This is a genomic window from Pseudomonas sp. KH_024_B2, assembly GCF_057839965.1.
The window spans coordinates 1,308,136-1,326,359 of record NZ_CM174502.1; the positions used below are offsets into that span (position 1 = coordinate 1,308,136).

General features: G+C 60.6%; 14 protein-coding genes and 1 pseudogene. 14 read left to right on the forward strand and 1 reads right to left on the reverse strand.

All coding sequences use genetic code 11. The features are described 5' to 3' along the window. Positions 1–11 precede the first annotated feature (11 nt). From edd to AC3I0A_RS06200, 11 genes and pseudogenes are all read left to right on the forward strand, one after another. Positions 12–1,838 (forward strand): phosphogluconate dehydratase, encoded by a 1,827-nt coding sequence (edd, locus tag AC3I0A_RS06150; RefSeq protein WP_489376744.1) that lies wholly within the window; start codon positions 12–14, stop codon positions 1,836–1,838. Beyond that, positions 1,835–2,791 (forward strand): glucokinase, encoded by a 957-nt coding sequence (locus AC3I0A_RS06155; RefSeq protein ID WP_489376745.1) that lies wholly within the window; start codon positions 1,835–1,837, stop codon positions 2,789–2,791. Before edd ends, AC3I0A_RS06155 begins: the two co-directional genes overlap by 4 nt. 160 nt (positions 2,792–2,951) lie before the next feature. Continuing rightward, the gene (locus AC3I0A_RS06160) at positions 2,952–3,683 is read left to right on the forward strand and encodes a response regulator (RefSeq protein WP_489376746.1); all 732 of its coding nucleotides are present in this window, start codon (positions 2,952–2,954) and stop codon (positions 3,681–3,683) included. Continuing rightward, positions 3,673–5,142, forward strand: a complete 1,470-nt coding sequence (locus AC3I0A_RS06165) for an ATP-binding protein (protein WP_489376747.1) — start codon at positions 3,673–3,675, stop codon at positions 5,140–5,142. Before AC3I0A_RS06160 ends, AC3I0A_RS06165 begins: the two co-directional genes overlap by 11 nt. 267 nt (positions 5,143–5,409) lie before the next feature. Further along, positions 5,410–6,669 carry a D-mannose isomerase gene (locus AC3I0A_RS06170; RefSeq protein ID WP_489376749.1) on the forward strand — a complete coding sequence of 420 codons (1,260 nt, stop codon included), beginning with the start codon at positions 5,410–5,412 and terminating at the stop codon, positions 6,667–6,669. A gap of 116 nt (positions 6,670–6,785) precedes the next feature. Then, positions 6,786–8,066 carry an ABC transporter substrate-binding protein gene (locus AC3I0A_RS06175; RefSeq protein WP_489376750.1) on the forward strand — a complete coding sequence of 427 codons (1,281 nt, stop codon included), beginning with the start codon at positions 6,786–6,788 and terminating at the stop codon, positions 8,064–8,066. A 125-nt stretch (positions 8,067–8,191) separates the two neighbouring features. Beyond that, positions 8,192–9,100, forward strand: a complete 909-nt coding sequence (locus AC3I0A_RS06180) for a carbohydrate ABC transporter permease (protein ID WP_489378435.1) — start codon at positions 8,192–8,194, stop codon at positions 9,098–9,100. After that, positions 9,093–9,938, forward strand: a complete 846-nt coding sequence (locus AC3I0A_RS06185; protein ID WP_489376751.1) for a carbohydrate ABC transporter permease — start codon at positions 9,093–9,095, stop codon at positions 9,936–9,938. Before AC3I0A_RS06180 ends, AC3I0A_RS06185 begins: the two co-directional genes overlap by 8 nt. A gap of 3 nt (positions 9,939–9,941) precedes the next feature. Next, positions 9,942–11,102, forward strand: a complete 1,161-nt coding sequence (locus AC3I0A_RS06190) for an ABC transporter ATP-binding protein (protein ID WP_489376752.1) — start codon at positions 9,942–9,944, stop codon at positions 11,100–11,102. A gap of 196 nt (positions 11,103–11,298) precedes the next feature. After that, complete coding sequence (locus AC3I0A_RS06195; RefSeq protein WP_489376753.1) at positions 11,299–12,648, forward strand: carbohydrate porin; 1,350 nt, start codon at positions 11,299–11,301, stop codon at positions 12,646–12,648. Between the two features lie 291 nt (positions 12,649–12,939). Then, positions 12,940–13,788 (forward strand): annotated as a pseudogene (locus tag AC3I0A_RS06200) (D-hexose-6-phosphate mutarotase); the annotation flags it as partial. A 115-nt stretch (positions 13,789–13,903) separates the two neighbouring features. Here AC3I0A_RS06200 and AC3I0A_RS06205 read toward each other — a convergent pair. Then, positions 13,904–14,764 (reverse strand): MurR/RpiR family transcriptional regulator, encoded by an 861-nt coding sequence (locus AC3I0A_RS06205; RefSeq protein ID WP_191624367.1) that lies wholly within the window; start codon positions 14,762–14,764, stop codon positions 13,904–13,906. A 206-nt stretch (positions 14,765–14,970) separates the two neighbouring features. Here AC3I0A_RS06205 and zwf point away from each other — a divergent pair, with 206 nt between their 5' ends. The 3 genes from zwf to AC3I0A_RS06220 are packed head-to-tail and all read left to right on the forward strand — an operon-like array spanning position 14,971 to position 17,823. Next, on the forward strand, positions 14,971–16,440 hold the full coding sequence (gene zwf, locus AC3I0A_RS06210; RefSeq protein ID WP_489376755.1) for a glucose-6-phosphate dehydrogenase: 1,470 nt from the start codon (positions 14,971–14,973) through the stop codon (positions 16,438–16,440). Then, positions 16,427–17,140: a 6-phosphogluconolactonase gene (gene pgl / locus AC3I0A_RS06215; RefSeq protein WP_489376756.1), complete on the forward strand. Its 714-nt coding sequence runs from the start codon at positions 16,427–16,429 to the stop codon at positions 17,138–17,140. The genes zwf and pgl overlap by 14 nt, the downstream gene beginning before the upstream one ends. A 17-nt stretch (positions 17,141–17,157) precedes the next feature. Next, positions 17,158–17,823, forward strand: coding sequence for a bifunctional 4-hydroxy-2-oxoglutarate aldolase/2-dehydro-3-deoxy-phosphogluconate aldolase (locus AC3I0A_RS06220; RefSeq protein ID WP_489376757.1), 666 nt, complete (start codon positions 17,158–17,160; stop codon positions 17,821–17,823). The last annotated feature ends 401 nt before the right edge of the window (positions 17,824–18,224 follow it).

An 18,224-nucleotide genomic window follows, 5' to 3' on the forward strand; every position in this document is an offset into this window, starting at 1 on the left:
GAGTTCTACACATGCATCCCCGCGTCCTTGAGGTCACCGAACGGCTTATTGCCCGCAGTCGCGCTACTCGTGAGGCTTACCTCGCACTGATTCGCGGTGCCGCCAGCGATGGCCCGCAACGCGCCAGGCTGCAATGCGCCAACTTCGCTCACGGCGTGGCGGGTTGTGGCGCTGAAGACAAAAAAACCCTGCGGATGATGAATGCCGCCAACGTGGCAATAGTTTCGTCATATAACGACATGCTCTCGGCGCATCAGCCGTACGAGCACTACCCGGAACAAATCAAACAGGCACTGCGCGAGATCGGTTCGGTCGGCCAGTTCGCCGGTGGCGTGCCGGCCATGTGTGACGGCGTGACCCAAGGCGAGCCGGGCATGGAACTGGGTATTGCCAGCCGCGAAGTGATCGCGCTGTCGACGGCCGTGGCGCTGTCCCACAACATGTTCGATGCGGCGATCATGCTCGGTATCTGCGACAAGATCGTGCCGGGCCTGCTGATGGGCGCACTGCGCTTCGGTCACTTGCCGACGATTTTTATCCCGGGCGGGCCGATGGTCTCGGGGATTTCCAACAAGGAAAAAGCCGACGTCCGCCAGCGCTATGCCGAAGGCAAGTGCAGCCGCGAAGAGCTGCTGGAATCGGAGATGAAGTCCTACCACAGCCCCGGCACCTGCACCTTCTACGGCACCGCCAACACCAATCAGTTGCTGATGGAAGTCATGGGCCTGCACTTGCCGGGCGCTTCGTTCGTCAACCCGAACACCCCGCTGCGCGATGCCCTGACCCGCGAAGCCGCGCACCAGATCACCCGCCTGACCAAACAAAACGGCAATTTCACGCCGCTGGGCGAGATCGTCGATGAGCGTTCACTGGTCAACTCCATCGTTGCCCTGCACGCCACTGGCGGCTCGACCAACCACACCCTGCACATGCCGGCCATCGCCATGGCGGCGGGGATTCAACTGACCTGGCAGGACATGGCCGACCTCTCCGAGGTGGTGCCGACCCTGTCCCACGTCTACCCGAACGGCAAAGCCGACATCAACCACTTCCAGGCCGCGGGCGGCATGTCGTTCCTGATCCGCGAACTGCTCGAAGCCGGTCTGCTCCACGAAAACGTCAACACCGTGGCCGGCCATGGCCTGAGCCGCTACACCCAGGAGCCGTTCCTCGAGAACGGTGAACTGGTCTGGCGTGAAGGCCCGATCGAAAGCCTCGATGAAAACATCTTGCGGCCGGTGGCTCGGGCGTTCTCGCCAGAGGGCGGCCTGCGGGTGATGGAAGGCAACCTCGGTCGCGGCGTGATGAAGGTCTCGGCGGTTGCACCAGAGCATCAGATCGTCGAAGCACCGGCGATGGTGTTCCAGGATCAGCAGGACCTGGCCGATGCGTTCAAGGCGGGTCTGCTGGAGAAGGATTTTGTCGCGGTGATGCGCTTCCAGGGGCCGCGTTCCAACGGCATGCCGGAGCTGCACAAGATGACCCCGTTCCTCGGCGTGTTGCAGGACCGTGGCTTCAAGGTCGCGCTGGTCACCGACGGGCGTATGTCCGGTGCTTCCGGGAAGATCCCGGCGGCGATCCACGTCAGTCCCGAAGCCTTTGTCGGCGGCGCACTGGCGCGGGTGCTCGATGGCGATATCATCCGTGTCGATGGCGTCAAAGGCACCTTGCAGCTTATGGTGGACGCCGATGAATTTGCAGCGCGCGAGCCGGCCAAAGGTCTGCTGGACAACGGCATTGGCTGCGGTCGTGAATTGTTCGGTTTCATGCGCATGGCCTTCAGCTCGGCAGAGCAGGGCGCCAGCGCCTTTACCTCTGCCCTGGAGACCCTTAAGTGAAGCTAGCGCTGGTCGGTGACATTGGTGGAACCAATGCGCGTTTTGCGTTGTGGAAAGACCAGCAGCTGGAGTCGGTCCAGGTGCTGGCGACGGCAGACCACGCCAGCCCGGAAGAGGCCATTGGTGTCTATCTGAGCGGGCTGGGCTTGCCCCTCGGTTCGATCGGATCGGTATGCCTGTCGGTGGCCGGTCCCGTGGGGGGGGACGAATTTCGCTTCACCAACAATCACTGGCGGCTGAGTCGCAAAGCCTTCTGCCAGACCCTGCAGGTCGACCAGCTGCTGTTGGTCAACGATTTCTCGGCCATGGCGCTGGGCATGACGCGCTTGCAGCCGGGTGAGTATCGCGTGGTCTGCGAAGGGACTGCCGAGCCGTTGCGCCCGGCGGTGGTGATTGGTCCCGGGACTGGTTTGGGTGTCGGCACTTTGCTGGATCTGGGCGAAGGTCGCTGGATGGCGCTACCGGGTGAAGGCGGGCACGTCGACTTGCCGTCGAGTAGCCTGCGGGAAACCCAGTTGTGGCAACACATCTACAGTGAGATCGGCCATGTCAGCGCGGAAACTGCGCTCAGCGGCAGCGGCTTGCCACGGGTCTATCGAGCGATTTGCGCGGTGGACGGGCATGAGCCGGTCCTCGATACCCCGGAAGCGATCACCGCTGCCGGGTTGGCGGGTGATCCGATTGCGCTGGAAGTGCTGGAGCAGTTCTGCTGCTGGCTCGGCCGCGTCGCCGGCAACAACGTGCTGACCACCGGCGCGCGTGGCGGGGTGTATATCGTCGGTGGCGTGATCCCGCGGTTTGCCGACTTCTTTCTTGAGAGTGGTTTTGCTCGTTGCTTTGCCGACAAGGGCTGCATGAGCGATTACTTCAAAGGCATTCCGGTGTGGCTGGTGACCGCGCCGTATTCCGGCCTGACCGGCGCGGGCGTGGCGCTGGAGCAGGCGGTTGCCTAGCTGAAACCGAGTCGCCTCATTCGCGGGCAAGCCCGCTCCCACAGGTACAATGCAAACCTTGTGGGAGCGGGCTTGCCCGCGAAGAGGCCCTCACAGACAAAAAATATTTTTGATCCATAAGGCATAATCCGCTTCATCCATAACAACAAGGACGACCCCCGTGAGCTCAGTCAACAAGTCGATTTTGTTGGTCGATGACGATCAAGAGATACGCGAGTTGCTCGACACCTACCTCAGCCGTGCCGGCTTTCAGGTGCGGACCACGCCCGACGGTGCGGGGTTTCGCCAGGCCTTGAACGAGGCACCGAGCGATCTGGTGATTCTCGATGTGATGCTGCCGGACGAAGACGGCTTCAGTCTGTGTCGCTGGATTCGCCAGCACCCGCGTCAGGCTCATGTGCCGATCATCATGCTCACTGCCAGTTCCGACGAAGCTGACCGGGTCATCGGTCTGGAGCTGGGGGCCGACGACTACCTTGGCAAACCCTTCAGCCCTCGTGAATTACAGGCGCGGATCAAGGCCTTGCTGCGTCGGGCCCAGTTCGGCCAGGAACGCTCCGGCGGCGAAGTGTTGTCCTTTGATGAATGGCGACTGGATATGGTCAGCCATCGTTTGTTTCATACTGACGGCGAAGAAGTGATTTTGTCCGGCGCCGATTTCGCCTTGCTGAAACTGTTCCTCGATCACCCCCAGGAAATCCTCGACCGCGACACCATCGGCAACGCCACCCGCGGCCGCGATCTGATGCCGCTGGACCGTATCGTCGACATGGCGGTCAGCCGCTTGCGCCAGCGTTTGCGCGATACCGACAAACCGCCACGCCTGATCCGCACGGTACGCGGCAGCGGTTATCAATTGGCGGCGAATGTGGTTGTCGGCAATGGTCACTGAGTTTTTCACCAGGATCGCCCGGCGCGTGCCCGTGCCGCGTTCGTTGCTTGGGCGAATGCTGCTGCTGACGTTGCTGGCTGTGCTGTTCGCGCAGGCGCTGTCGAGTGTGATCTGGGTGTCGCAATTGCGTGCTACCCAGCTTGAAGGACTGGTCACCAGCGCCCGCAGCCTGGCCCATTCGATGACTGCCAGCGTCAGTTACTTCCGGTCCTTGCCGGTGGCTTACCGGCCGTTGGTCCTCGACCAGTTGCGCAGCATGGGCGGCACACGTTTCGTCGTGACCCTCAACGACAAACCGTTGGGGATGGAAGTGCTGCCACCGACACCCCGCAAGCAAGCGGTGCTCAAGGCGGTGGAGGAGGTGCTGCGCCAGTCCCTGGGCAATGATGCCGATATCTCGGTGCAGTTCGTCAGCGCCGATGACCTGCGGATCTTCAATGGTGGTTTGAAGCTCGATGAGTTGCCGCGCTCCTGGGCCCATTACGCGTTGACGCTGGAGCCGGTCAATCCGCCGGTGCTGGTCACCCAGATCCAGCTGGCCCCGGGCGAATGGCTGTACATCGCCTCGCTGCTGCCCGAACCCTACACCAGCCTCGAAGAGCAAGGACTGCCCTCGCAGCAGGTCTGGTTCATTCTGCTGACCAGCGGCTTTTTGCTGCTGTTCATCGGCCTGCTGGTGCACTGGCAAAGCCGGCCGCTCAAACGCCTGGCGCGGGCTGCGCGGGACATGTCGTTGGGCGCCGAAGTCGAGCCGGTGGCGGAGGGTGGTGGCAGCGAAGTGGTCGAGGTGGGTCGTGCTTTCAACGCCATGCGTGAGCGCATCAGCCGCTACCTGACCGAGCGCAGCCAGTTGTTCAGCGCCATTTCCCATGACTTGCGCACGCCGATTACCCGCCTGCGACTGCGGGTCGAACTGCTGGAAGACGAACAGCTGCAAACCAAGTTCGGCCGCGATCTCGATGAACTGGAGTTGCTGGTCAAAGGCGCGCTGCAATGCGTCAAAGACACCGATATTCACGAAAACATCGAGCCGGTGGACCTCAACCATGTGCTCGATTGCCTGGTCGAGCCCTATCTGAGCCCGAACGGCAATGGTCGAGTGACCCAGCAGGGCCGGGCACTGGCGACCTATCCCGGCAAGCCGCTGGCGCTCAAGCGTTGCATCGGCAACCTGATCGACAATGCCTTGAAGTACGGAAAGCGGGCCCATCTGCACATCGACGACGATGACAGCGCGTTCATCCTGCATGTCGACGATGAAGGGCCGGGGGTGCCTGAACAGCGGCTGGAACAGTGCTTCGAACCGCACTTTCGGCTGGCCGGTCAGCAGCAGGGGTACGGCCTGGGACTGGGCATCGCCCGCAATATCGCCCATAGCCATGGCGGGGAAGTGAGTTTGCAGAACCTGCGTGAGGGTGGGTTGCGGGTGACCTTGCATTTGCCGCGTTCGGTGGATTGACTTAGCGGTTCGTCAGGTCCACCGCGTTATCGTTCATCGCGAGCAAGCTCGCTCCCACATTAGATCTTCAGTGGACACAGCATTTGTGTTCAAAGCAGATCCACTGTGGGAGCGAGCTTGCTCGCGATGGCGGCAGGGCATTCACCACAACTATGAAGTCTGGCCTTATGTCACTGATCGGTGACATACCTCCGGTCCTTCGTTACCTGCACCACTCCTCCTGTTGTTTAGACTCAACTCAGTCATAACAACAAAAAAAGGTTCCCCATGGACACCACCCCGCAAGCCTTCAGCAGCTGGCTGAACGCACCTGCCCACCACGCCTGGCTCGCCGCCGAAGGCCAGCGCCTGCTGGCATTTGCCAAGGCTTCGAAGGTCGCCGAAGGTTTCGGCAATCTCGACTATCTGGGCTGCCTGCCGGCCGATGCCCAAGCCGACACCATAAATACCGCGCGCATGACCCACAGCTTTGCCATGGCACACATCCAGGGCATTCCCGGGTTTTCAGGGTTGATCGACCACGGCATCGCCGCCCTGAGCGGACCGCTGCGTGACAGCGAACACGGTGGCTGGTTTGCTGCGCCGTTCCACCGCGACGGCAACACGGACAAAGCCGCCTACCTGCATGCCTTTGTTGCGCTGGCTGCCAGCTCTGCGGTGGTCGCCGGGCGCCCGGGTGCACAGGCCTTGCTGGCGGATGCGATCAAAGTGATCGACGAGCATTTCTGGAGCGAGGAGGAGGGTGCCATGGGCGAGTCCTTCAATCGCGACTGGAGCTTCACTGAAGCCTATCGCGGCGCCAACAGCAATATGCACGCGACCGAAGCCTTCCTGGCCCTGGCGGATGTCACCCGGGACAACCGCTGGCTGGACCGCGCCTTGCGCATCGTCGAGCGAGTGATCCATACCCATGCTGCAGCCAACGAGTTCATGGTCATCGAGCATTTCGACCGTCACTGGCAGCCGCTGCGCGAGTACAACCAGAACAACCCGGGCGACGGTTTTCGGCCCTATGGCACGACGCCGGGCCATGGTTTTGAATGGTCACGCCTGCTCTTGCACCTCGAGGCGGCACGGGCGCAGGCCGGCATGCTGACGCCCGGCTGGTTGCTGATCGACGCGCAAAAACTGTTCGAGAACAATTGCCTTCATGGCTGGGAGGTCGATGGCGCACCGGGCATCGTCTACACCCTGGACTGGGACAAACGCCCGGTGGTTCGCCAGCGCTTGCACTGGACCCATTGCGAAGCCAGCGCCGCCGCCAGTGCCTTGCTCAAGCGCACCGGGGAGCAGCGTTACGAAACCTGGTATCGGTGCTTCTGGGAGTTCAGCGAAAGCCGCTTGATCGACCGGGTCAACGGCAGCTGGCATCACGAACTGGACCCGCAGAACCGGCCCAGTGCCGATATTTGGGCCGGCAAACCCGATCTCTATCACGCCTGGCAAGCCGTCCTGCTGCCGCGCTTGCCGCTGGCGCCGAGCATGGCCACGGCCTTGGCGCAGTTATCCGGGAACGCGGCTGTGTAACCATATCGTGACATTTGCGCGTCCCTTCGTTACCTGCGAAGGCTCAAGCTCTGGTTAAAATCCTATGCAGCGCAAGCACCAGACTTGCATGCATAACAACAAGAAAGGTACTTCAGATGAATGCGATCACTCGCCTCGCCACTGTCATTTCTCTCGCCTCATTGTTTCCCCTCAGTGCCCTTGCTGCCGATGCCAAAGGTACGGTGGAAGTTGTGCACTGGTGGACCTCGGGCGGCGAAGCCAAAGCTGTCAAAGTCCTGAAAGATCTCGTTGAAAAAGACGGCTATGAATGGAAGGACAGCGCTGTCGCCGGTGGTGGCGGTGCCGCGGCCATGACCGTGCTGAAAACCCGCGCGGTCTCTGGCAACCCGCCTTCTGCCGCACAGATCAAAGGCCCTGACCTGCAAGAGTGGGGCGCTCTGGGGCTGCTGACCAACCTCGATGAAGTCTCCAGCCAGAACAACTGGGACAAGCTGCTCTCCAAGACCGTTTCCGACACCATGAAGTACGACGGTCACTACGTGGCTGTGCCGGTGAACATCCACCGGGTCAACTGGTTGTGGATCAACCCTGAAGTCTTCAAAAAGGCCGGCATCGAAAAAGCCCCGACCACTCTCGAAGAATTCTATGCCGCTGGCGACAAGCTCAGGGCCGCCGGTTTCATCCCGCTGGCCCACGGCGGTCAGCCTTGGCAGGACAGCACTATTTTTGAAGGCCTGGTGCTGAGCATCATGGGCGCTGATGGCTACAAGAAAGCGCTGATCGACCTCGACGAGAAAACCCTGACCGGCGAGAAAATGGTCGAAGTCTTCACCGCGCTGAAAAAACTCGGCCTTTACATGGACGAAAACCGCGCCGGGCGTGACTGGAATATCGCCGCTGCCGAAGTCATCAACGGCAAGGCCGGCATGCAGATCATGGGCGACTGGGCGAAGAGCGAATGGACTGCTGCCGGCAAGGTCGCCGGCAAGGATTACCAGTGCGTTCCGTTCCCGGGCACTCAAGGCAGCTACACCTACAACATCGACTCTCTGGCGATGTTCAAGCTGTCCGCGAAGAACAACACCCCAGGCAATATCGCTGCACAAAACGATGTGGCCAAGATCGCTCTGGAGCCTGAGTTCCAGTACGTGTTCAACCAGAACAAAGGTTCGATCCCGGTGCGCAATGACCTGGACATGAGCAAGTTCGACGCCTGTGGCCAGGCTTCGGCGAAGGACTTCGCCGAAGCGGACAAGAACGGCAAGCTTGAGCCGAGCATGGCCCACAACATGGCCACGAGCCTGGCAGTACAAGGCGCGATCTTTGATGTGGTGACCAACTTCATGAGCGACAAAAATGCTGATCCGGCCAAGGCCGGCAAGCAAATGTCCTCAGCGATCAAGGCCGCCATGTAACACCTGCACCCGCCGCAGGCAAGCCTGCGGCAAACCCCTCACCGTTGCCTGTACTGCATGAGCCCTGGCCCATGCTGTTGGAGGCGCTCGGTCTGGATTTCACTTCCTTCAACAGGACTTTCCCGATGAGCTCTGTGGCGGTATTGCGCAAAACCTCACCGTTCGATGCGCTGCAGCGTTGGCTACCCAAGTTGGTGCTGGCGCCAAGCATGCTGATCGTGCTGGTCGGTTTCTACGGTTACATAATCTGGACATTCGTTCTGTCCTTCACCAATTCCAGCTTTATGCCGAGCTACAAGTGGGTCGGTCTGCAGCAATATGTGCGCCTGCTGGATAACGATCGCTGGTGGGTCGCGAGCAAAAACCTCGCTGTATTCGGTGGCATGTTCATCGGTATCAGCCTGGTGCTCGGGGTGTTTCTCGCGGTGTTGCTGGACCAGCGCATTCGCAAGGAAGGCTTCATCCGCACCATCTACCTGTACCCGATGGCGCTGTCGATGATCGTCACCGGTACCGCCTGGAAGTGGCTGCTCAACCCGGGCCTGGGCCTGGACAAGATGCTGCGCGACTGGGGCTGGGAAGGCTTTCGCATGGACTGGCTGGTGGATCAGGATCGCGTCGTCTACTGCCTGGTGATCGCCGCGGTCTGGCAAGCCTCGGGCTTTGTCATGGCGATGTTTCTGGCCGGTCTGCGCGGAGTCGATCAGTCGATCATTCGTGCCGCGCAAGTCGACGGTGCGAGCCTGCCGACCATCTATCTGCGCATCGTATTGCCAAGCCTGCGTCCGGTGTTTTTCAGCGCCTTCATGATCCTCGCGCACATCGCGATCAAGAGCTTCGACCTGGTGGCGGCGATGACCGCCGGTGGCCCGGGTTACTCCTCCGACCTGCCGGCGATGTTCATGTATTCCTTCACCTTCAGCCGCGGCCAGATGGGCATCGGTTCGGCCAGCGCAATGATGATGCTCGGCGCGATCCTGGCGATTCTGGTGCCGTACCTGTACTCCGAACTGAGGGGCAAACGCCATGAATAACCTGCCCGGCAAACCGGCCCTGAGTCTCAGCCGCGTGGCGGTCTACGCCACCTTGCTGCTGGCGGCGGCGGTGTACCTGATTCCGTTGGTAGTGATGCTGCTGACCAGCTTCAAGAGCCCCGATGACATCCGCACCGGCAACCTCCTGAGCTGGCCGCAAGTGATCGACGGCATCGGCTGGCTCAAGGCCTGGGACACGGTCGGCGGCTACTTCTGGAACTCGGTGAAAATCACCGTTCCGGCGGTACTGATCTCCACGTTCATTGGCGCGATGAACGGCTACGTACTGTCGATGTGGCGCTTCCGCGGTTCGCAGCTGTTCTTCGGTCTGCTGTTGTTCGGCTGCTTCCTGCCGTTCCAGACCGTGCTGCTGCCGGCCTCGTTCACCGTCGGCAAACTCGGCCTGGCTAACACCACCACGGGCCTGGTGCTGGTGCACGTGGTCTACGGGCTGGCGTTCACCACGCTGTTCTTCCGCAACTACTACGTGAGCATTCCGGATGCGCTGGTCAAGGCTGCGCGGCTGGACGGGGCAGGGTTCTTCACCATCTTCGGGCGGATCCTGCTGCCGATGTCGGTGCCGATCATCATGGTCTGCCTGATCTGGCAGTTCACCCAAATCTGGAACGACTTCCTGTTCGGCGTGGTGTTCGCCAGTGGCGATGCCCAGCCGATTACCGTGGCCCTGAACAACCTGGTCAACACCAGCACCGGGGCCAAGGAATACAACGTTGATATGGCAGCGGCGATGATCGCCGGGCTGCCGACACTGCTGGTCTACATATTCGCTGGCAAGTATTTCCTGCGTGGTCTGACGTCCGGCGCGGTCAAGGGGTAAAACATGGCAACTCTCGAATTACGCAACGTCAACAAAACCTACGGCAGCGGCTTGCCGGACACCCTGAAAAACATCGAACTGAAAATCGATGACGGTGAGTTCCTGATCCTCGTCGGCCCGTCCGGTTGCGGCAAGTCGACCTTGATGAACTGCATCGCGGGGCTTGAAAACATCAGCGGCGGGTCGATCCTGGTGGACGACTCCGACATCAGCGGCATGAGCCCGAAAGACCGCGACATCGCCATGGTGTTCCAGTCCTACGCGCTGTACCCGACCATGAGCGTGCGCGACAACATCGCCTTCGGTTTGAAGATCCGCAAAATGCCCGCGGCCGAGATCGACGAAGAAGTCGCTCGCGTCGCCAAGCTTCTGCAAATCGAACACCTGCTCAACCGCAAACCCGGCCAGCTTTCCGGTGGTCAGCAACAGCGTGTGGCCATGGGCCGCGCACTGGCCCGGCGGCCGAAGATTTATCTGTTCGACGAACCGCTGTCCAACCTCGACGCCAAGCTGCGGGTCGAGATGCGCACCGAAATGAAACTGATGCACCAGCGCCTGAAAACCACCACGGTCTACGTCACCCACGACCAGATCGAAGCCATGACCCTGGGCGACAAGGTGGCGGTGATGAAGGACGGGATCATTCAGCAATTCGGTACACCGAAGCAGATCTACAACGACCCGGCCAATTTGTTCGTCGCCAGCTTCATTGGCTCGCCGCCGATGAACTTCATCCCGCTGCGTTTGCAACGCAAGGAAGGCCGTCTGGTGGCGCTGCTCGACAGTGGGCAGGCGCGTTGCGAGCTGCCATTGGGCATGCAGGACGCGGGTCTTGAAGACCGTGAAGTGATCCTCGGCATGCGCCCGGAACAGATCGTCCTGGCGCCGAGCGAGCCTAACGGTTTGCCGATTATTCGTGCCGAAGTCCAGGTCACCGAACCGACCGGTCCGGACACCCTGGTATTCGTCAATCTCAACGAAACCAAAGTCTGCTGCCGCCTGGCGCCGGACGTCGCGCCGCAGGTGGGCGAGACCCTGACCCTGCAATTCGATCCAGCCAAAGTACTGTTGTTCGACGCCAAGACCGGTGAACGCCTGGGGGCTGCCGGTCTGCCGAAAACCGAAGCTCACAGCGCCAACGTCGCGCAATTCATAGGCCGCTGAAGATCAAAAAATGTGGGAGCGAGCTTGCTCGCGAATGCGGACTGACATTCAACACTAATGTCGACTGATACACCGCCTTCGCGAGCAAGCTCGCTCCCACAGGGGGATACGCGGCGCGCGACCTGTCGCTCGCCGCAACCGATGTAAACCGCGTTAGATAAAAACAGTTAATAACAATAAAGACGAGGATGTAGGGATGAGAAAGAAGAACACCAACGCCCGGATTATCTGCCAATTCTCAGCGATTGCGCTGATGAGTCTGGCCGGTAGCGTGCATGCTGCCGAGGCGTTCAGCTCCGAGTCGAAGTGGATGACCGGGGATTGGGGGGGAGAGCGGACCAGGCTGATCGAGGCCGGTTACGACTTCACGCTGGAATACGTGGGCGAAGTCGGTTCCAACCTCAAGGGCGGTTATAACGACGACACCACGGCGCGCTACAGCGACCAGTTCGCCATTGGTGCGAAGCTGGACCTGGAAAAAATCTTCGGCTGGAACGATGCCGAGTTCAAACTGGCGATCACCGAGCGTAGCGGCAAAAACATCTCCAACGACCGCATCGGCGATCCGCGTGCCGGCACCCTCAGTTCCTCGCAGGAAGTCTGGGGCCGTGGCCAGACCTGGCGTCTGACCCAGTTGTGGGTCAAGCAGAAGTATTTTGATGGCAAGCTCGACATCAAGGCCGGTTATTTCGGTGAAGGCGAAGACTTCAACAGCTTCCCGTGCGAGTTCCAGAACCTGGCGTTCTGCGGTTCTCAGGTGGGCAACTGGGTCGGCGGCATCTGGTACAACTGGCCCGTCAGTCAGGCGGCTGTCCGTGTGAAGTACAACATCACCCCTGAGCTCTACGCGCAGATCGGTGCCTACAACCAGAACCCGTCGCAGCTGGAAACCGGCAACGGCTTCAAACTCAGCACCAGCGGCACCGAGGGCACCATCATTCCGGTCGAACTGGTCTGGTCACCTGAGGTCAACAGCCTGCCCGGCGAGTACCGCGTCGGTTACTACAAAAGCACTGCCAAGGCCGATGACGTCCGCGAGGATGCCAATGGTCAGGATGCAGCAGTGAGCGGTGCCGCCTACCGCAGCCACAGCAGCAAGTCTGGCTACTGGTTCGTGGCGCAGCAGCAACTCACCGACCACAACGGTGACAAGAGCCGCGGCCTGCATATTGCCGCCAACGCGACCTTCCATGACAAAGAAACTAACTACGTCGATAACTATCAGCAGCTCATGCTGACCTACAAAGGCCCGTTCAACGCCCGTCCGAAAGACGACGTGGGTATCGGTATCGCCCGCATCCACGTCAACGAGGATGCGCAGAAAAACCGGCAGTTGATCAACGCCGTCAACGGTGTCGACGACTACGACAACCCGACCTTCCTGCCGATCCAGGACACCGAATACAACGCCGAGATCAACTACGGTTTCCACGTCACCAACTGGCTGACCGTGCGTCCGAACCTGCAATACGTGAAGCACCCCGGTGGTGTTAATCAAGTCGACGACGCGATCGTCGCCGGTTTGAAAATTCAGTCGGTGTTCTAACACTCTTGCGATAAGCTCCCTCTCTATGTGCGCATTTTGCGGATGGCCCAGGCTGTCCGCTTTTTTTTGGGGATTGTGCGGTCACCGTGGAAACACGAGTGGAGCACAATACCTGTGGCGAGGGAGCTTGCTCCCGCTCGGCTGCGCAGCAGTCGTAAATTCGGCGAATGCGGTCCAACTGATGAACCGCAGAGTCTGGTTTTGGGAGCGCTCCGCGCTCCAGCGGGAGCAAGCTCCCTCGCCACAAATGATTTCAACTGGTAGGGCAAATGATTTTCAGGACCGCGGCACATGCTTGAGCATCCGCTACAACGCTTTTTCAAATCCTTGCGCGAGCGCCCGACGTTTGCGTGGGAGCGCTATCAGTTGCGTGATGTGCTGGTGATCGATCATCCGCTGTGTCAGGCGGTGTTCAGTCGTCAGGGCGCGCAGTTGTTGCACTTCCAGCCACAGGGGCAAAAACCCTGGCTCTGGTGTGCGGCGAAGTGGCCGCAGGTCGGGGCGATTCGTGGTGGTGTTCCGGTGTGCTGGCCGTGGTATGGCCGTCATCCCAGCGAAAACGCCTGGCCTTCCCATGGTTGGGCACGGTTGATCGACTGGAAGTTGCTCGACAGCCGCAGTGACGACGACGGCGTGCGCCTGCACTGGCAATTGCAGCTGTGCGACTGGCAAGTGGATCTGCATGCGCACCTGGGCGAAAACATGGACTTGCGCCTGAGCACTGAACATCAGGACAGCCTGCCGTGCCAGTTGAGCCATGCTTTGCACGCTTACTGGCGTATTGGCGACGTTGGCGAGGTAGCGCTGTCTGGGCTCGACGGAGCGCAGGGTTTTGACCAATTGAGTCGTCAGGCTTGCCAGCAAGAAGGCGAGTTACGGGTAGAGGGCGGTTGCCAGCGGGTGTTCCGGCATGAGGGCGAATTGCAGCTGAAAGATCACGCCTGGCAGCGCGAGTTATGCATCGATACCGGGGACAGCGCCGACACCGTGGTCTGGCATCCCGGGGCGCGGCCGCTGCTGGGGGTGAGCTGGAGTGAGGTCTCGGGGTTTGTCTGCGTCGAAGCGGCCAGCGGCGGGACCGACAGCCTCAGCCTGGCGCCGGGGGAGAGGGCGCATTTGAGTTTGCAGGCGCGGGTTGGGGTTGATCGTTCCCACGCTCCGCGTGGGAATGCCTCTAGGGACGCTCCGCGTCCAGTGACGCGGAGCGTCACGGGCTGAATTCCCACGCGGGAGCGTGGGAACGATCGGCGCTCAGTTAACTAAACTCATCCCCAATCGGATACCGACTGGCATTCAAACTTTCCTTGATCTTACGCAGGTGCGGCTGGAAGTCCACGCCACGGCGCAGGGTCATGCCGGTGGCCAGCACGTCGAGCACCGTGAGCTGGATGATCCGCGAGGTCATCGGCATATAAATGTCGGTGTCTTCCGGCAGCGGAATGTTCAGGCTCAGGGTGCTGGCCTTGGCCAAGGGCGAGCCAGCGGCGGTCAGGCCGAGTACCGAAGCACCGTTCTCCCGGGCGATGCGCGCCACTTCCACCAGTTCGCGGGTGCGGCCGGTGTAGGAAATGATCACGAACAACTCGCCGGTGTGAGCGACCGAAGCAATCATCCGCTGCATCAGCACGTCGGCATGGGCGGTGACGGCCAGGTTGAAGCGAAAGAACTTGTGCTGTGCATCCAGCGCCACGGGCGCCGAAGCACCGAGGCCGAAAAAGTGGATCTGCCGGGCCTGAATCAACAGATCGACGGCGCGGCTGATCAGGTTCGGGTCCAGCGCCTGGCAAGCGCTGTCCAGCGACGCGATGGCGCTGCCGAAGATCTTCTGGGTGTAGGCTTCAGGATTGTCGTCAGCCTCCACCGCACGGCTGACATACGCCGCGCCGCTGGCCAGGCTCTGGGCCAGCTGCAGTTTGAGTTCCGGGTAGCCGCTGACGCCGAACGAGCGGCAGAAACGGTTGACCGTCGGTTCGCTGACCGAAGCGGCCTGAGCGAGTGCGGCAATGCTGAAGCGAGTCGCTTGCTGCGGGTTGAGCAGGATGACTTCGGCGACTTTGCGCTCAGCCTTGTTCAATTCTTCGAGGCGTTTCTGGATCGTTTCCAGAAGATTTCGCACGCGGTCCATTCGGATTTCCTTGGTCGGCTATGCAAATTGGGCCTTTGAAGCGGCCCTTGGCGGTGGCCTATCCTACTGATGGCCTCGACCTACCACCACTCGGAATCTATATTTTGAGTAAATGTTGTGTTTATTACTACATTTTCCCTTGAATGATGCCTGAGAAAAAGGTATTTCTAGCTTAACTTGATAAAAGAACAAACATCATGCCCTCGATTACGGTTGAACCGTGCACCTTTGCCTTGTTCGGCGCCCTTGGCGATCTGGCGCTTCGCAAGTTGTTTCCGGCCTTGTATCAACTTGATGGCGCTGGCCTGCTGCACGCCGACACGCGGATTATCGCGCTGGCTCGTGAGTCTGGCAGCGAGCAGCAGCATCTGGCATTCATCGAGGCCGAACTGCGCCGTTATGTGGATGCCAAGGAATTCGATGAAACGGTGGCCGAACGCTTTCTGGCGCGCCTGAGTTACCTGCATGTCGACTTCCTCAAGGTTGACGACTATGTCGCCCTGGCCGAGCAGGCCGGAACCGCTCAGCGGGTGATTGCTTACTTCGCCACCCCGGCGGCGGTCTACGGCGCGATCTGCGAGAACCTGTCGAAGGTCGGCCTGACCGAGAACACCCGCGTGGTGCTGGAAAAACCCATCGGTTCGGACCTCGAGTCGTCGCGCAAGGTCAACGATGCGGTGGCGCAGTTCTTCCCGGAAAACCGCACCTACCGGATCGACCACTATCTGGGCAAAGAGACGGTGCAGAACCTCATCGCCCTGCGTTTCGCCAACAGCCTGTTCGAAACCCAGTGGAACCAGAATTACATCTCCCACGTGGAAATCACCGTGGCCGAGAAGGTCGGTATCGAAGGCCGTTGGGGCTATTTCGACAAGGCCGGCCAACTGCGGGACATGATCCAGAATCACCTGCTGCAACTGCTCTGCCTGATCGCCATGGACCCGCCGGCCGACCTGTCTGCCGACAGCATCCGTGACGAAAAAGTCAAAGTCCTCAAGGCGCTGGCGCCGATCAGCCCGGAAGGCCTGACCACGCAAGTGGTGCGCGGCCAGTACATCGCCGGCCACAGCGAAGGCAAATCGGTGCCCGGGTATCTGGAGGAACCTAACTCCAACACCCAGAGCGACACCGAAACCTTCGTTGCCCTGCGCGCCGATATTCGCAACTGGCGTTGGGCCGGGGTGCCGTTTTACCTGCGCACCGGCAAGCGCATGCCGCAGAAGCTGTCGCAGATCGTCATCCACTTCAAGGAGCCGTCGCACTACATCTTCGCTCCCGAGCAGCGCCTGCAGATCAGCAACAAACTGATCATCCGCCTGCAGCCGGACGAAGGTATTTCCTTGCGCGTGATGACCAAGGAGCAAGGCCTGGACAAGGGCATGCAACTGCGCAGCGGTCCGTTGCAGTTGAATTTTTCCGACACCTGGCGCAGCGCACGGATTCCCGATGCCTACGAACGGTTGTTGCTGGAAGTCATGCGCGGCAATCAGAACCTGTTTGTCCGTAAAGATGAAATCGAAGCCGCGTGGAAGTGGTGTGACCAGTTGATCGCCGGATGGAAAAAATCCGGTGATGCGCCCAAGCCGTACGCGGCCGGGTCCTGGGGGCCAATGAGCTCAATTGCACTGATTACGCGGGATGGGAGGTCATGGTATGGCGATATCTGAATTGAAACTGCCTCAGGGTGTCCGCGCCCATGAGTTCCGCAGCCCGGTGCTGCTGGCCGAGGGCCTGGCCCTGAACGTGGCCAAGCAGTTAAGCGACGCTATCAGCGAGCGCGGCACAGCGGTGCTGGTGGTGTCCGGTGGGCGCAGTCCGGTGGCGTTTTTCCAGCACCTGGCCAAGCAGACGCTGGATTGGGCGAATGTGGTGGTCAGTCTGGCGGATGAGCGCTGGGTCCCGGTGGAGCATCCCGACAGCAATGCCGGCCTGCTCAAGCGCTACCTGTTCCAGGGCCCTGCGGCCAAAGCGCAGTTTCTCAGCCTTTACAGCGCAGCGGCCAATCTTGAACGGGCTGCCGAGAACGCCGATCGGCTGCTGGCTGAGTTGCCTTCGATCGATGCATTGGTCTTGGGCATGGGCGACGATGGGCATACCGCCTCGCTGTTCCCTAATAGCCCGAACCTTGAAGAAGCGCTCAAACCCGACGGCTCGCGCCGTTGCTGGCCAATGCTGGCGCCGAGCGTGCCCCATCAGCGCCTGAGCATGAGCCGTGCGCTACTGGCGTCGGCGAAGTTCAAGGTCCTGTCGATTTCCGGTCAGTCCAAATTGACCACCCTCAGTGCCGCACTGGCCGGTGACGAAGTCGCCGACATGCCGATTCGCGCGTTTTTGCAACCTACGTTAGAGATTTACTGGTGCCCATGAGCCAAGGATCAGCCGCTATGACAAACACACGCCCGACCGTTTCCATGGCGGACAAAGTTGCCCTGATCGACAGCCTCTGCGTCAAGGCGCGGATTCTGCCGGTGATCACCATCGTCCGCGAGCAAGACATTCTGCCGCTGGCCGATGCGCTGGCGGCCGGTGGTTTGACTGCCCTGGAAGTGACCCTGCGTTCGCAGTTCGGCCTCAAGGCGATTCAGCTGTTGCGCGAGCAGCGTCCGGAGTTGGTTACCGGTGCCGGCACCGTGCTTGATCGCACCATGCTTGCCGCGGCCGAAGCGGCCGGCTCGCAATTCATCGTCACCCCCGGGATTACCCGCGATCTGCTCGAAGCCAGCGTCGACAGCCCGATTCCGCTGTTGCCCGGCATCAGCAACGCTTCCGGAATCATGGAGGGCTACGCACTGGGTTATCGCCGCTTCAAGCTGTTCCCGGCGGAAGTCAGCGGTGGCGTCGCCGCGATCAAGGCCCTTGGCGGTCCGTTCGGCGAAGTGCGCTTCTGCCCGACCGGTGGCGTCAGCCCGGCCAATATCAAGAGCTACATGGCGCTGAAGAATGTGATGTGCGTTGGCGGTAGCTGGATGCTGGATCCCGAGTGGATCAAAAACGGCGACTGGGCCCGGATCCAGGAATGCACTGCAGAGGCGTTGGCTCTGCTGGACTGATTGGTTTTACCAAATCGTTGTTGTTCTACGGCTTTACGGTGCACTTGGTCAGTGCACCGTTTTTTTTTGCCGGTAAGAAAGGACTATGCCTGATATACCGCGGCGCCTGTTTCGCGGGCAAGCCCGCTCCCACAGGTTTTGTGGCGGCCCCCAATCATGTGATCAATACAAATCCCATGTGGGAGCGGGCTTGCCCGCGAAGGCGATGGTGCTGGCAACGAAGATCTAACTGCTCAACTCAATCAATGCCCGCGTCAACAACCGCATGTCCGCCGCCGTCGTGGTAAACCCCGGTGTAATCCGTATGCACCCATAGATTACGCAGGTAATTCAGTCGCGCCCCTTTGGCGGCCGTGGCTCAATGTCGAAGCGGTCGGCGAATGTCAGCCAGAAATCTTCGT